The sequence below is a fragment of the Microbulbifer variabilis genome (assembly GCF_056232115.1).
This window is the reverse complement of the sequence record NZ_CP174325.1, coordinates 124,069-137,711: the sequence shown is the minus strand read 5'-3', so window position 1 is coordinate 137,711 and position 13,643 is coordinate 124,069. Positions and strand designations below refer to the sequence as shown.

At 48.9% G+C, this 13,643-nt stretch carries 15 protein-coding genes; 6 read left to right on the top strand and 9 right to left on the bottom strand.

What is annotated here, in order from left to right:
• Positions 1 to 50 precede the first annotated feature (50 nt).
• From ACJJI7_RS00630 to ACJJI7_RS00620, 3 genes are all read left to right on the top strand, one after another.
• Positions 51 to 827, top strand: coding sequence for an SDR family oxidoreductase (locus ACJJI7_RS00630; protein WP_020411370.1), 777 nt, complete (start codon positions 51 to 53; stop codon positions 825 to 827).
• A gap of 1 nt (position 828) precedes the next feature.
• The gene (locus ACJJI7_RS00625) at positions 829 to 1,605 is read left to right on the top strand and encodes an SDR family NAD(P)-dependent oxidoreductase (RefSeq protein WP_020411369.1); all 777 of its coding nucleotides are present in this window, start codon (positions 829 to 831) and stop codon (positions 1,603 to 1,605) included.
• Between the two features lie 94 nt (positions 1,606 to 1,699).
• On the top strand, positions 1,700 to 2,161 hold the full coding sequence (locus ACJJI7_RS00620; RefSeq protein ID WP_020411368.1) for a MaoC family dehydratase: 462 nt from the start codon (positions 1,700 to 1,702) through the stop codon (positions 2,159 to 2,161).
• Between the two features lie 23 nt (positions 2,162 to 2,184).
• Here ACJJI7_RS00620 and ACJJI7_RS00615 read toward each other — a convergent pair whose 3' ends face one another.
• The 5 genes from ACJJI7_RS00615 to dinB all read right to left on the bottom strand — a co-directional run bounded on the left by ACJJI7_RS00615 (position 2,185) and on the right by dinB (position 5,546).
• Positions 2,185 to 2,514, bottom strand: coding sequence for a hypothetical protein (locus tag ACJJI7_RS00615; protein ID WP_020411367.1), 330 nt, complete (start codon positions 2,512 to 2,514; stop codon positions 2,185 to 2,187).
• Between the two features lie 3 nt (positions 2,515 to 2,517).
• Positions 2,518 to 3,096 carry a hypothetical protein gene (locus tag ACJJI7_RS00610; RefSeq protein ID WP_157533296.1) on the bottom strand — a complete coding sequence of 193 codons (579 nt, stop codon included), beginning with the start codon at positions 3,094 to 3,096 and terminating at the stop codon, positions 2,518 to 2,520.
• Between the two features lie 125 nt (positions 3,097 to 3,221).
• Positions 3,222 to 3,671 carry a hypothetical protein gene (locus ACJJI7_RS00605; RefSeq protein WP_020411365.1) on the bottom strand — a complete coding sequence of 150 codons (450 nt, stop codon included), beginning with the start codon at positions 3,669 to 3,671 and terminating at the stop codon, positions 3,222 to 3,224.
• A 13-nt stretch (positions 3,672 to 3,684) separates the two neighbouring features.
• Positions 3,685 to 4,212 carry an RNA polymerase sigma factor gene (locus ACJJI7_RS00600; protein ID WP_020411364.1) on the bottom strand — a complete coding sequence of 176 codons (528 nt, stop codon included), beginning with the start codon at positions 4,210 to 4,212 and terminating at the stop codon, positions 3,685 to 3,687.
• 308 nt (positions 4,213 to 4,520) lie between these two features.
• Positions 4,521 to 5,546 (bottom strand): DNA polymerase IV, encoded by a 1,026-nt coding sequence (gene dinB, locus ACJJI7_RS00595; RefSeq protein ID WP_020411363.1) that lies wholly within the window; start codon positions 5,544 to 5,546, stop codon positions 4,521 to 4,523.
• A 149-nt stretch (positions 5,547 to 5,695) separates the two neighbouring features.
• Between dinB and ACJJI7_RS00590 the strand changes: the two genes are divergently transcribed.
• Complete coding sequence (locus tag ACJJI7_RS00590; RefSeq protein ID WP_020411362.1) at positions 5,696 to 6,238, top strand: carboxymuconolactone decarboxylase family protein; 543 nt, start codon at positions 5,696 to 5,698, stop codon at positions 6,236 to 6,238.
• A 55-nt stretch (positions 6,239 to 6,293) separates the two neighbouring features.
• Here the strand turns inward: ACJJI7_RS00590 and ACJJI7_RS00585 are convergent, their stop codons facing one another.
• The 4 genes from ACJJI7_RS00585 to mutS form a co-directional block, all read right to left on the bottom strand.
• Positions 6,294 to 6,461 (bottom strand): DUF1328 domain-containing protein, encoded by a 168-nt coding sequence (locus tag ACJJI7_RS00585; RefSeq protein WP_020411361.1) that lies wholly within the window; start codon positions 6,459 to 6,461, stop codon positions 6,294 to 6,296.
• A gap of 91 nt (positions 6,462 to 6,552) precedes the next feature.
• Positions 6,553 to 7,221 carry a polysaccharide deacetylase family protein gene (locus ACJJI7_RS00580; protein ID WP_282952769.1) on the bottom strand — a complete coding sequence of 223 codons (669 nt, stop codon included), beginning with the start codon at positions 7,219 to 7,221 and terminating at the stop codon, positions 6,553 to 6,555.
• Between the two features lie 68 nt (positions 7,222 to 7,289).
• Positions 7,290 to 7,613, bottom strand: a complete 324-nt coding sequence (fdxA, locus tag ACJJI7_RS00575; protein ID WP_020411359.1) for a ferredoxin FdxA — start codon at positions 7,611 to 7,613, stop codon at positions 7,290 to 7,292.
• Positions 7,614 to 7,752: 139 nt separating this feature from the next.
• Complete coding sequence (gene mutS, locus ACJJI7_RS00570) at positions 7,753 to 10,404, bottom strand: DNA mismatch repair protein MutS (RefSeq protein ID WP_444901154.1); 2,652 nt, start codon at positions 10,402 to 10,404, stop codon at positions 7,753 to 7,755.
• A gap of 2,368 nt (positions 10,405 to 12,772) precedes the next feature.
• On the opposite strand from mutS, the gene ACJJI7_RS00565 reads away from it, so the two are divergent.
• Both ACJJI7_RS00565 and ACJJI7_RS00560 read left to right on the top strand, forming a co-directional pair.
• On the top strand, positions 12,773 to 13,039 hold the full coding sequence (locus ACJJI7_RS00565) for a hypothetical protein (RefSeq protein WP_353376118.1): 267 nt from the start codon (positions 12,773 to 12,775) through the stop codon (positions 13,037 to 13,039).
• 152 nt (positions 13,040 to 13,191) lie between these two features.
• Positions 13,192 to 13,605 carry a hypothetical protein gene (locus ACJJI7_RS00560; protein WP_444901155.1) on the top strand — a complete coding sequence of 138 codons (414 nt, stop codon included), beginning with the start codon at positions 13,192 to 13,194 and terminating at the stop codon, positions 13,603 to 13,605.
• Positions 13,606 to 13,643: the final 38 nt, after the last annotated feature.

Below are 13,643 nucleotides of genomic sequence, written 5' to 3'. Positions count from 1 at the left end.
TCATCTCGATACAATTTATTTCGCTTTTGGGAAAATGATAAGGATAAAAAATGGCAAAGAGTCTTTTTGATCTCACCGGAAAAATTGCTCTGGTAACCGGTGCGAGCCGAGGCATTGGTGAGGCAATTGCAAAACTGCTGGCAGAGCAGGGCGCCCATGTATTGGTATCCAGCCGGAAAATCGAAGGCTGCCAAGCCGTTGCTGATGCGATTGTCGATGCCGGTGGTAAAGCAGAAGCGATGCCCTGCCATATAGGCAATATGGAAGACATCCAGAAAGTATTTTCCGATGTTCGCGAGCGCTTCGGGCGGCTGGATATCCTGGTCAACAATGCGGCTACCAACCCCTACTTTGGTCATATCCTCGATACCGATCTTGCGGCATTTGAAAAAACGGTTGAAGTGAATATTCGCGGCTATTTCTTTATGTCTGTGGAGGCGGGCAAGTTGATGCGCGAACAAGGTGGTGGTGTGATTGTGAATACTGCCTCCGTGAATGCCCTGCAGCCTGGCGTGGGCCAGGGGATCTACTCCATCACCAAGGCGGCAGTAGTCAATATGACCAAAGCCTTTGCCAAGGAATGTGCCCAGTTCAATATCCGTGTTAATGCCCTATTGCCTGGGCTGACCAAAACCAAGTTTGCCGGGGCGCTTTTTACTCACGAGGATATTTATAAAACTGCAATCGGCCATATCCCCATGCATCGTCACGCTGAGCCTGAGGAGATGGCGGGCACTGTGCTCTACTTAGTTTCTGATGCGTCCAGTTACACCACGGGGGAATGTGTAGTGGTGGATGGCGGAATGACTTCCTGTGGGGGAATTTAACATGCAAGATCCAATATTGGATTTCGGCAACCAGGTTGCCCTAATTACTGGCGCCGCCAGTGGTTTTGGCAAGCTGCTGGCTAAAGAATTGGGATCTCGTGGAGCGCGCCTGGTGCTTGGAGATATCAATGAAGAGGGCCTGATGCAACTCGCCGATGACCTGGGTAGTGATGGTATCCAGGTGCGCGCTCAACGCTGTGATGTTTCCTCTGAAGCGGATTGTGTTGCTCTCGTGCAACTGGCTGAGTCCGAATTCGGTGGCCTGGATATGGCGGTAAATAATGCCGGTATCGCTCCGCCGATGATGTCTCTGAAGCAGACTGACGAAGCGATGATGGACCACCAGTACAATGTAAACCTGAAGGGCGTATTTTTCGGACTCAAGCACCAGCTGCCATTAATGAAAGATCGTGGCGGTGTAGTGCTCAATGTATCCTCTATGGCTGGACTGGGTGGCGCACCCAAAATTGCCTCATATGCAGCCGCCAAGCATGGGGTTATCGGGCTGACCAAAACTGCGGCGATGGAAAATGCCAAATATGGCATTCGGGTCAATGCCATTTGCCCATTCTATTGCCTGACGCCTATGGTGACCTCTGTGGAGGCCCCTGGGGCCAGCCCGGAAGAGGTACAGGCTTTTCTCGCCGAGGGTTGTCCGATGAAGCGTCTTGGCGAGCCTGAAGAAGTGGTAGCGGCTATGTTGATGCTACTCTCTCCGAAGATGACTTATGTTACGGGCCAGGCACTAGCGGTGGATGGCGGTTTATCGGCATACTAGCTCCTTTGTGCTAGTAATATCGAGGGCAGCCGCAATCTCATTGCAGCTGCCCCGATTTGTTAATCCCGCTAAAACACAGAAGAAGGAACCTTCTATGCCTACCCTAATTCCGCCAGAGAGAATTGGTGAGTTTATCGGACTGGAAATTGAACCCACTCACTGGTTGGAGATAGATCAGCAGCGCGTTAATAATTTTGCTGAATGTACTCTGGATCGGCAATTTATTCATGTTGACCCTGAAGCTGCAATGCAGACACCATTTGGGGGGACTATCGCTCATGGATTCCTTACTCTGTCACTGCTATCGCATTTTATAGAGAAGCTCGATATTCAGATTGAGGGAATGCATATGGTAGTAAACTATGGACTGGAAAAGGTTCGATTTATTCGGCCAGTTAAAGTCGGTAGCCGAGTCGCTGTAAGGGCAAAAATCTGTGATATCAATGAGAAAAAGCAGGGCCAGTTTTTGATCAGGTTACAGGCAACTATGGATATCGAAGGAGAGGTCAGGCCGGCATTCGTGGCGGAGTGTTTGTTTCTACAGCTGACCAAATAACAAATGGTAGGGGCTCAGCTTTATTAAAGGTCTTTAGCCCAGGGGAAGACCTTTCTTTCTTTGTTGGAATAAATAACTTCTATTTGTTTTTTTGTATCAAAATCACCTATATGAAGCTCATGTTCTACCGCGTCAGCTTCGTGTTTCCAGCGCAGCTCATAAGGGCCGGCTTCACTGATATTAAAAGAAAAACGGCCATTTCGATCACTCCGGGCAGTTGCAATGCGATCCCAACTTTGCATCGACATTACCGGTTCATTCAAACGAAGTAGATATAGATCCAGCCCTGCTTTGGGTGAGCGTGTCCGCTCTGTTAGGACCCTGCCTTCCAATACTTTATTGACAGCAGTCATTATTTATAGAGATGCCAGGGATTGGCGCACAATATTCAAGTGGGAAACGGGAATCCCTTTCTTATAGTAGGCACCGGTAAAGTTGACCTGCTGTACTTGAATAAAATTTGATATCAACGGGCTCCCCCAGTAAGGATTTCTTCCCCACCAGCCATAACGTCCAGCGCTTCTCGGATTTCTCTGAAAAAAATTGTGGGCCTGGAGGACGTTGTCATACAGAAGGTGGAAAGTCCTACTATCAAAAATGCTGTGTGCATCAAAGACCACCAAGTGATTTAGAGTGACCCCAACACGACCGAGCATATTGGCAAGCTTAATTGCGGAGGTACCTCCGCGGCTATAGCCAAATAGCATCAGGCTTTTTTTCTGCCTAGCCTCTTGGACAAGATACTTTCGAGCCCGGCGCTTCTCGCCTGGGCCAAACATGCTTCCACCCATTTCATTGATCAGGGCGCTGAGTGCTCGGTTGTCTCCCGCACTTGGGCCACCGGCACCGTAGATACCAGCCACGGCTAGGCTATTTTTTAATACTGGATTTTTGCCTGGTTTTTCGGTGGGGAGTTTTTCGTCAATCAAGGTCATTTCAGTAAAGCCAAACTGCACTTGAAAGGTTTGCCTTAATTACGACTTCCATCTGTAGAGTCGATTGGTAAACCGATACCCGGATTTCAAATAGGAGCTGCGGTAATATACAAAACTGACTGTCGCTAGTGCAGGATGCGACAGCGCTTTTGTGCGAATTTGCGCAGCTCACGAGGTAAGGGTTGTTCTGCTGTGGTCCTCTGTTGTAATCGCCACTCTTGGCATAGAGCAATATAGTTTCCCGCTGTAACCTGATTTCTCAATGCCTGCCAGGGGTCTTCCTGTGTTTCAGACTCTATTTGAGGAGGCTGCCACCGGGCGATTTCCAATTCGGGTTGAGGACTTTCGTTTTCTGGGGTCATCCTTGGGGTCAGGGCTCCCAGGTGCTGTGCTGGATGCACCAACATTAAGATGGCAGCGATGGTGGCGCAGCCGAGTGAGGCTCTGGACAGTATTCGGCCGATATCTTTTTTCGGCTGTAGCCTTTTTGCTTGCTGTAACACCTGGGTATCCAGTTGCTGCGGGGAGGTAAAAGCTGACACCTCTTCGCGATATTGGTGCTCCCAATTGCTCATGCTTTTACCTCGATCACTCTTCTATAACCTCCACTTGCCAGGGTTTTGGTTGTACTCCGTACACCAGCGTTTCAATTTGCTCCTTTGCCCGATGATAGTATTCCCGACACTTTTTCAGGGATATCTGCTCAATATCTGCGACAGTGGCGAGGGAAAGCTTGCACTCCATATGGAGAAGCAAAATGTTGCGCTGCAAGGAGGGAAGTTTCTGGATAGCTACGAGCACGGCACTTTTTCGGTAATCGACTGCAGTAGACTTGTGCTCGTTCAATGCTTGTTGTTCACGCAGAGCTTTGTTGATTTGAATAAATAACCAGTTGCGAAAAAGCCTGCCATGTAACTGTGGCGGGTTTTCCAATATTTTTTGCCAGAGCTCTTGTAATATTTTTGCGGAAGAGGCTGGCGCCATTTGTATTGAATAGCGATACAAGGCGTCTTTGTGGCGCGTATAAAGTTGGTGAAATACGACAGTTTTACGCGTTTCCTTGTAGTGATCGAGGAGCGCTTCGTCTGTCAGGTGTTGAAATGCTTTGCGGGACAAGTTGTCGCGCCTCCGTACGCGGATAATCCGAGCTCTGGTGGCTTCTGGAGCCTGGGTTTATACGGCGTTGATAATGGAAATTGTAGTATGTTTAAGCGTCTTACATATTTTCTCAGGCACCGGTGGACTCTGGTTTTTTAGAGGTTGGCTAAGAGTCTTTGGGCTTGCGAAGTATAGGTGTCCGTTTCTTACCCGGTTTTACATCGGGTAACGGCCAACGCCAGTTTTTGACGAGCGGTTGATTGTCGCTTTAAGCCTTTTTTAAAGGGGAGATGGCGCAAAAAGAAATATTATGTCTGGTGGAAAAATTATCGAAGTAGTAATTCTGGTAGTGGCAGAGGCAGCTGCTCAGGACCTTTGCCTGCGCGTAAGTCGGTCAGCCTGAGCCCGACACCTAGGAGACGAATAGGGTTCGGCCGTTTTTCCCAGCACTCTTGTAGCAGCTGCCGAAACTCAGAGATTCTTCCCGCGCGGCTACTGCGCTCATGGGTACTCTGGGTAAAGTCCGCGTATTTTACTTTTACGGTGGCGCCATTAACTTCGTAGCGATCGCCGAGCTTTTCCACCCGTTCCAATAGGCGCATATAAAGTGCGCTTAATTGCTCCAGCCATTCCTCAAATTCACACAGGTCTTCACTGAAGGTACGTTCTACACTGACGCTCTTACGTGCACCGTCACCACTAACCGGGCGCTCGTCGATACCACGGCTCAGTTCATAAAGGCGGCGGCCAAATTTACCAAAAAGTTTACTTAACTCGATTTGAGAATAACGTCTCAGATCCGCGCAGGTATGAATGCCTTGGCGATGCATTTTTTCAGCGGTTACCCGGCCGACACCATGGATTTTGCCAACCGGCAGGCGCACAACAAATTGATCTACTTCGTCGGGGGTAATAACTGTGAGGCCGTCGGGCTTACGCCAGTCACTGGCAATCTTGGCCAGGAACTTGTTTGGCGCCACCCCAGCGGAGATGGTGATACCCAGGTTGTCTTTTACCCTCTGGCGGATTTCTTCAGCAATGAGAGTGGCGCTGCCCTGGCAGCGAGCACTATTCGTGACATCCAGGAAGGCCTCATCAAGGGATAAGGGTTCAATATCATCGCAGTAGTCGAGGAATATCTCGCGGATCTGCCCGCTAACCTCCCGGTATTTAGCCATGTTACCGGGTACTACAATCAAGTCAGGGCAGAGTTTCTTGGCCTGGGCGGTAGGCATAGCGGAGCGCACCCCATAGCTGCGCGCTTCGTAGTTGCAGGTGGAAATAACCCCACGGCGGTCACTGCTACCTCCTACAGCCAGTGGTCGCCCACGCAGGTTGGGATCGTCTCGCATTTCAACCGACGCGTAAAAACAATCACAGTCGCAATGGATAATCTTTCGCATGCTGTGATTATATACAGTCTTTTAGGGCGCCAGGAAGTCAATTGTGTCGCTGGGGCCGGAGCCAGTTAATAACAGCCAGGTTAACAGGTAGGTGAACGATGAGCAGCATCCCTTTGGTGGAGAGCCCGGATGGTGACGAGGAGGCCAGGGTTTTTGCAGAGATTCAGGATCAGCTGGGCGGCATACCGAGCCTGTTTCGCGTTTATGCACACCACGAGGGTTTGCTTAAAGCCAATTGGGACAAGTTTAAGGCGGTCATGCTGCACGGTTGCCTGTCTGCCCAGCTGAAAGAAGCTATCGGGCTTGCTGTTTCCGCGGACAATCATTGTGACTATGGCATCTATCATCACAGTACGTCTTTGCAAATGCTGGGAGTGGATGCTGCGGAGATTATGCGCATCCGTACCGACCCCAAAAACGTGCATTTTTCAGAAAAAGAACATGCTCTGTTCGATCTGGCCCGCAATGCCAACAGTGCCCCCGATGATCATCGCCGGCACTTGATCGCTGAAGCGCGAAAGCTAGGGGCCAGGGATGATGAGCTGCTTGAAGCATTGGGAGTGATGGAACTGGTTTCGGGCTTTAACCACCTGGCAGAAGTACTAAGTCTGGTCCCGACTCGCACACCACACCAAAAGTAACCCCGGTACATACCGGGGTGACTGGCTGAGTCCCTGAGCTACTTGTCAGGCAATACTATTTGGGCGGCCTGGATTTACCGAATATCAGTGCCAGTACGAACAGCACAATAAAGATAAAGAAGAGAATTTTAGCGATTTCCGTCGCCGTGGTGGCAATACCACTGAAGCCAAAGAAGGCGGCGATCAAGGCAATTACCAGAAAGAGTATGGCCCAGCGCAACATGGCGATAGCTCCCAATGTGAGTACGGGAGTGGGCCGCAGAGTTCAATACCCGGCTCCCATTGGCCTTATTGATAATGTCGTCTGCTGTCTCTTACAAGTTTTCGATTTTCTCGCTCTCTGCTATTTGGGCGAGAGTAACAAAACGAAATCCTTGCTGGTGGAGTTGAGTGCTGATCAGCGGGAGGGCCTCAATAATCTGCTCACTGTGTTCATACATGGGATGAAACATCACCACACTGCCATCGGTAGCGTTTTCTGCCACATAGCCGGCAATTGACTCAGGTTCACTCATGTCGACATGAAGGCGGGGCTCAAGATCCCATTCAGCCAGCTGGAACTCCTGTTCTTCCAGTAAATCACTGAGCTCAACGGATATATTGCCAAATGGCGGCATAATCATTGGGCGTTCCTGGTAACCATGGCTTTGGAGTAATTTACAGGTTTTTTTGATTTCCTCCTTAGCACTGCTTAGGGGTAGTTCAGCCAGGTTGATGTGGGAGTAACCGTGATTTCCCAGCTGGTGACCGGCATTAATAATGGCGCGAGTTTGTTCGGGAAACTGTTCCATTTGCATGCCGACGGGAAAAAAGGTGGCTTTGATTTGGAGTGCATCGAGTTGCTGTAATAGGGACTCTGTTACCCCGGGTACGGGGCCCTCGCCAAAGGCCAGGGCAATCTGTTTTTCCTTCCCAGTATTAGCCAAAGTGGCTGGAGAAAAGCTTAAAAAAATAATTGAAATCGCAGTTATTATTATTCTCATTTAGCTATCCTGCTTTATTAAAGCTCAAAAATGAAAAAAGCCGTCAGTGACGGCTTTTTTGTAGGCTGTTATCGCTCGAGAAGCTCGAGCTTACCCTTCTTACCATCCCACTCCTCGGCATCTGGTAATGGGTCTTTTTTCTCAGTGATATTGGGCCAGACTTCAGCGAGCTCAGCGTTCAGCTCAATATACTCCTGCTGGTCATCAGGAACTTCATCCTCCGAGAAAATCGCATTGGCGGGACACTCCGGTTCACACAGGGCGCAGTCAATACACTCGTCGGGGTGAATAACCAGGAAGTTGGGGCCTTCGTAAAAACAGTCTACCGGGCAAACCTCTACACAGTCAGTGTATTTGCACTTAATGCAGTTTTCCCCAATTACGAATGTCATGTTTGTCCCTCGATAGTGCCACTGAATTCTTCGTGCAGCGGATTTTATCAATTACTGGCGCGAATTGTAGTGGCTTTTCAGTCGATTTAGTTCACTGTTTATAACAAGTTGCGTTGGACGACAGCTGTCGCCCAAGTCTTCACTTCAATAACTTGCGTAAAGAGTAGAGTGCTTCCAATGCCTGACGTGGTGTCATATCGTCCGGGTCCAGCTCTTCCAGGGCATCCACCGCCGGGTGGCTGGGGCTGCCGAACAGGTCAACCTGCTGGGGAGAGCCGGGTGCCGTAGCCGCTGGAGCTACCGCTGATTCCGGTTCCTGCCTGGGGGCCGGCGCGGGTTTGGGGAGAGGAGGCGGAACATCTACTGATTGGACGCCGGCCTCCAATGCTGCCAGGCGGGCGCGGGCTTCGGTAAGCACATCTGCAGGAATACCCGCCAGCTTGGCGACCTGCAATCCATAACTTTTAGACGCGGGCCCTTCCTGAATGCGGTGCAGGAAGACGATACCTTCACCGTGCTCAGTGGCATCCAAATGGATATTGGCTGCTTCTGCACATTGGCTGGGTAGATCGGTCAGTTCGAAGTAGTGAGTGGCAAAAAGGGTAAAGGCGCGTACTTCCCCTGCCAGATAGTGAGCACAGGCCCAGGCCAGGGAGAGGCCATCGTAAGTACTGGTGCCGCGGCCAATCTCATCCATCAGCACCAGGCTGTGCTCGCTGGCATTACGCAGGATATTAGCTGTCTCGGTCATCTCTACCATAAAGGTAGAGCGGCCACCGGCCAGGTCATCGGCGCTGCCGATACGGGTGAAGATACGATCCAGTAGACCGATCTGGGCGCTGTCTGCGGGTACATAGCTGCCGCAGTGGGCCAGCAGTGCAATCAGCGCAGTTTGGCGCATATAGGTAGATTTACCACCCATGTTTGGACCGGTAATGACCAGCATGCGTCGGTCGTTGCGAAGCTCGATATCGTTGGCTACGAAGGGTTCGTCTAAAACTTGCTCGACTACCGGGTGGCGCCCGCCGGTAATATACAGACCCGGCTCGGTACCCAGTTCGGGGCGGCAGAGGCGCAAGTCGTCCGCTCGCTCGGCCAAACAGGCCAATACATCCAGTTCAGAAATACCGGCCGCAGCGGCTTGCAGCTCTGCCAGGGACTTATTTAGCTGATTGATCAGCTCCTCATAAAGTGCTTTCTCCCGAGCCAATGCGCGGCTCTTGGCGGAGAGTGCCTTGTCCTCGAACTCCTTTAATTCCGGAGTAATAAAGCGCTCGGCATTTTTCAGGGTCTGGCGGCGGATATATTCGGCTGGCGCTTTGTCACTCTGGCCCCGGCTGATCTCGATAAAGTAGCCATGCACCCGGTTGTAACCCACTTTTAAGGTTGGGATGCCTGTACGCTCTTTCTCTCGCTGCTCCAGCTGAACCAGATAATCCCCGGCGTTCTCGCTGATAGCCCGCAGCTCATCTAAATCTTCGTCATAGCCGGTGGCGATAACCCCGCCATCGCGTATTACGACAGGCGGGTTTTCGATAATGGCTTTTTGCAGAAGCGCCACGGTCTCTGGCCATTCACCGACCTGGCTGCATAACTCTCTAAGCAGCGTGGCACCTGAATCTTCTAACTGCCCCTGAATTTCGGGGAACTGTGCCAGGGATTGGCCTAGGCGTGCCAAGTCGCGGGGGCGTGCAGAGCGCAATGCCAAGCGACCCAGGATACGCTCCATATCCCCCACAGGTTTCAGGGCATCACGCAGTGGTTCAAAACCATAATCAGCAATCAGGGCCGCAATAGCATCCTGGCGGTTGCGCAGTGTAGTGAGCTGGCGCAGAGGGTTATTTAACCAACGGCGTAGTAAACGGCTACCCATTGCGGTTTTGCAGCTATCAAAAACTGACAGCAGGGTATTGTCATCGCCGCCGTTGAGGTTTAGGTCGATTTCCAGGTTGCGGCGGCTGGCACCGTCCAAGGCAACTGTTTCATCGCCGCTTTCGGTGAGCAGGCCGCGAATATGGGGAAGTTCGGTACGCTGGGTATCCCGCGCATATTGCAGTAGGCAACCAGCGGCGACTACCGCACCGTGCATATGGCTGCAGCCGAAGGCTTCCAGATTCATGGTGCCAAATTGCTGATTCAGCAGGCGCAGGGCAGTTTCCAATTCGAATTCCCAGGGGGCGCGGCGGCGCAAACCGGTGCGGCGCTCAATCTCCGCCGGCAAAGTGAGATCTTCTGGAGCTAGAAGTTCTGCGGGATTATGCCGTTGAACCTGTTCAGCAAGAGCCTCAAGGGTATCGGTCTCTTGCACCACAAAGCGGCCAGTGGCCAAGTCTAATAGTGCCAGGCCAAAACCATCACCTAAGTGAGAGATGGCAGCCAACAGGTTATCGCGACGGTCATTGAGGAGAGCTTCATCAGTGACGGTACCAGGGGTGACAATCCTTACTACTTGCCGCTCAACGGGTCCCTTGCTGGTGGCTGGATCGCCAATCTGCTCACAAATCGCTACAGATACACCAGCCTTGATCAAACGCGCTAAATATCCTTCTGCGGCATGGTAAGGAATGCCTGCCATGGGGATTGGCTCACCGCCTGATTTGCCTCGTGCTGTAAGGGTGACATCTAACAGTTCTGCAGCCTTCTTGGCATCATCAAAGAACAGCTCGTAAAAGTCCCCCATACGGTAGAACACCAGCTCATGGGGGTGCTGGGCTTTGATGCGCATGTATTGTTGCATCATGGGAGTGTGTTCGGGCTTCGCGGGTTTGGTTTTGCTTGCGGTTTTTGGCATTTTTCTCTAAGAAAATCAGTAAATTACAAAAGTGTTCGCAAACCCCGAGAGCCCCGCAAGAGATACGGCTAGCTCATACTGGGGTAGGGGGCAGGTTTGTTCTAGGGCATAAAAAGCAGAAGCGTTCGATCAAAAATTGAACGGAAAGCCCAAACCTGATGTTCCTGAAGCGCGCAATCTTGGCAGGTCTGGACGGGAAGCCCAGCCCAGAGTTCGAAGGGCTTCTTTTATAGGGGGCGCAGAATAGCAGAGTGAGGGGCAAACCACTATGGATGGCTGATCAACCGCAAGAGGAATGGTTTGTAGCAAACGAGTGTATTAAAGAGCAAAGCTTTGATAGGGAAATACGGTGTTTTGACTTTGAGGTAAGACCTCTTTGCTCTTAAGAGTGTGATGTTACTCATAGGAGGGCCTGGCAGTTAAGAAGATGTAAGGCTAGGTATCTATGTAACTCCTGATTCTTCATAGTGGTGCACAAAGAAAATTATTGGTAGCGCACTTTCAACTAGGACGCATGTACGTAATCAAGTTAGGAAAATACAGTGCTGATAGCTAAATCCCACTTCGTATATCAAAGTTCTAGAGAAGCTTCTCCTACTTCATGAGGAAATTTTCGAACTTGTTGATATTTAAGGGAACTGAAAAATGATACAAAGCAGAGAAAGCTTGGAAGTATAAAGGCGCTGCTATATGTCTACCTGTTTGATTTCGTGACACTTGATGTAACTTTTTGATTTTGTTGGCTTTTTAAGCGGACTTTGATTTAAGACGGTAGAATTATATAGAGGCTGCTTTTGAATTAGCTGCTATGTCTCTCAGAGGTTAAGAACTAAAGAGTGGAATAACTGAGAACAAAGAGCATCATTATTGCTTGACTAGAATACTACTTCCGAAAGTAATATTTAGTGATGCAATTGAAAATTTTGTGGCGGCTATAGATAGGAATGGTTGAAGTGTGTTTTCTAATGCTTGGGATAGTTTTGCAGAAAAGTTTCCGGAAAATGAATTTATATCAAGAAAAAAATCGATGTTTTCGTTGATGAGATTGAAAAAAGGGTGGAGCTAACAACAATTAATCTACCTATGCCTACTCAGAATCGAAACCTATTACCAGGCCTGGTAAAGCCAAAGGGTAGTGAGATTTATAGATGTTTCAGTTTGGAATATTTCGTTAACCCAATGAATGGTGAGGTCGGCACAATGCTTACGGAACGATCGAAAGATAGCAGAGCAAATCATGGACCAGGACCCGCTTCTGATAAGGAGTTATTTGTCAAAGCTATTTCTGATCTGGTGGTAAGTAAAAAGTCTCCGGTAAGTTTTATCAAAGACTTGTTTAAGGCATAACAAGGTGATGAATTTCGTTCCAGCCCTACGGACTTCCACCGGACACACCACGCTTCGCATGCTGTTCCGATTATCGCGGAGTTAACTGCAAAAGCCGTGAAAGAAATATTGGTAGTATTAATGTTCATCTTGTAGCTTCTATTATTTTTAATAGGCTACGGAAGTCTCATTCCTACGATTCTAGGATCGAAGGAGAGAAAAGAGCGATTTCCCAAAATCAAGAAGACCCTAGATAGCTTTGACTATAATGCATACAAAATTGTATGGTTTATTATGACAGTGGCACTCCCAGTGGTTTATTTAGGGTTAACTGTCGGCTATTTTCAAAGCTGTATGAAAGAAAAGAATATTAGAGTTTTTGGCTATGTGATCGGCGTTCTGAATGTGGCACTGTTATGGGCTGTTGGGTACTACATCCTGCATCATAGTTAACAACGCCAGGCAATAAAGCTCCTGGCTTTCGGCCCTCCGTGGCGTAGCTTACCTTGTGCATATTTTGCATGGGTTGCTACGCTCCCTTTTTGCGCAAAAAGTGCACAAGATAAGCTGCCCCTGCCGGTGGCGTTATGTGTAACTCGAGGTAAGAATGAGTAAGAAGGGCAGGCGCATCTATGTTGCGGTATATATTATTCTGGGAACAGTTGGTATCCATTTTCTAGACGAAATATATGCTTCCATAATGATGGAATAATTGGCTAGGAATCCGTCTCCAGATTTGTATGCAAATAATCGCGGGTTCCAATACGTAGCATTCTGGGTTACATGGGGCATAGCCTTATCATTCGCCCTAGTACTATCAACAATAATACTCATTAAAGTGCTGAGCAGGGAACATGCCAAAAACACATAACAAAGCGCTGTTGTCGCCATGCTTCACATGGCAGGGGCAGTCTACACCGCATTTCGGCTACTCAAAATCTGATCATTATACCTTATGAATAAGACAATTTTCTCCGCAGTACTTTTTTCCATATGTAGCGCAAAAAATTTAGTATTCGCTTGCGCCAAGGAAAGTCCATCTATGGAGGACTTGTATTCTAATGAAGGTGTGGAGATATTTGGGCCGTTACTAGTTTCTGAAATTAAGACGCATATAAATAAAAGGAGAAAAGAATTAGGTCTTGATCCTATTTCAGAATCCAAACTTCTTGTAGACGTCAAGGAAAAGCTGAAGTTTGGCGATAAAATCTATTTCTTTAAAGAGTCACTCCGTGGCTATTATATGGATGGCTATATTTTAGAGAGAGATGGTTGTGCAATTGAGTTTTTCCCGGGTTCGGTAAGCTAGAGATGTATAACAAGCGTAAGCAGTTTGCTATGGCGTTGCGGGCCTTAGCGGGACGCCCAACGCTGTGCATATTTTGTGCAGGTCGGTACACTCCCAATTTCACACAGCATTGTTTACCCCTATTGCGGGCGTTAGCTTCTTCTGGGAATTTCATGAATAATATAGATCTAAAAGGAATTTTCTTGGGCGGTTTTCTTGGGCTGCTTGGTGTTGTCGTTATAGCTGTAATTTCAGTGTTTATTAAAATTTTACTATTTGGTTCCCAGCCATACGACGCTCCATACACCACTGAAGAGCTGATTATTTTATTTTTAGCATGTATCTCTAGCTACTTCTGGTCGGGCTTTATAATCTCTAAAATATCCCGAAAAGGTAAATTGCTTAACCCTCTTATCGTCTCTTCAATAATGTTAGTGTTAGCGTTTTTCCCAGCACGTGAGGTGCCGGTATGGTATATTTTATTGTCTGGCTTTCTAGCGCCACCATTTTTCTACTACGGTGCTAGATGCCACCTTAAAAGGCTAATCAGACTTTCAAGCAAGGGTGCCGTAAAGGGCACCGCTTAGCTTGGCGTTATACGACCCAAAAGATTTGACTCTTCGTG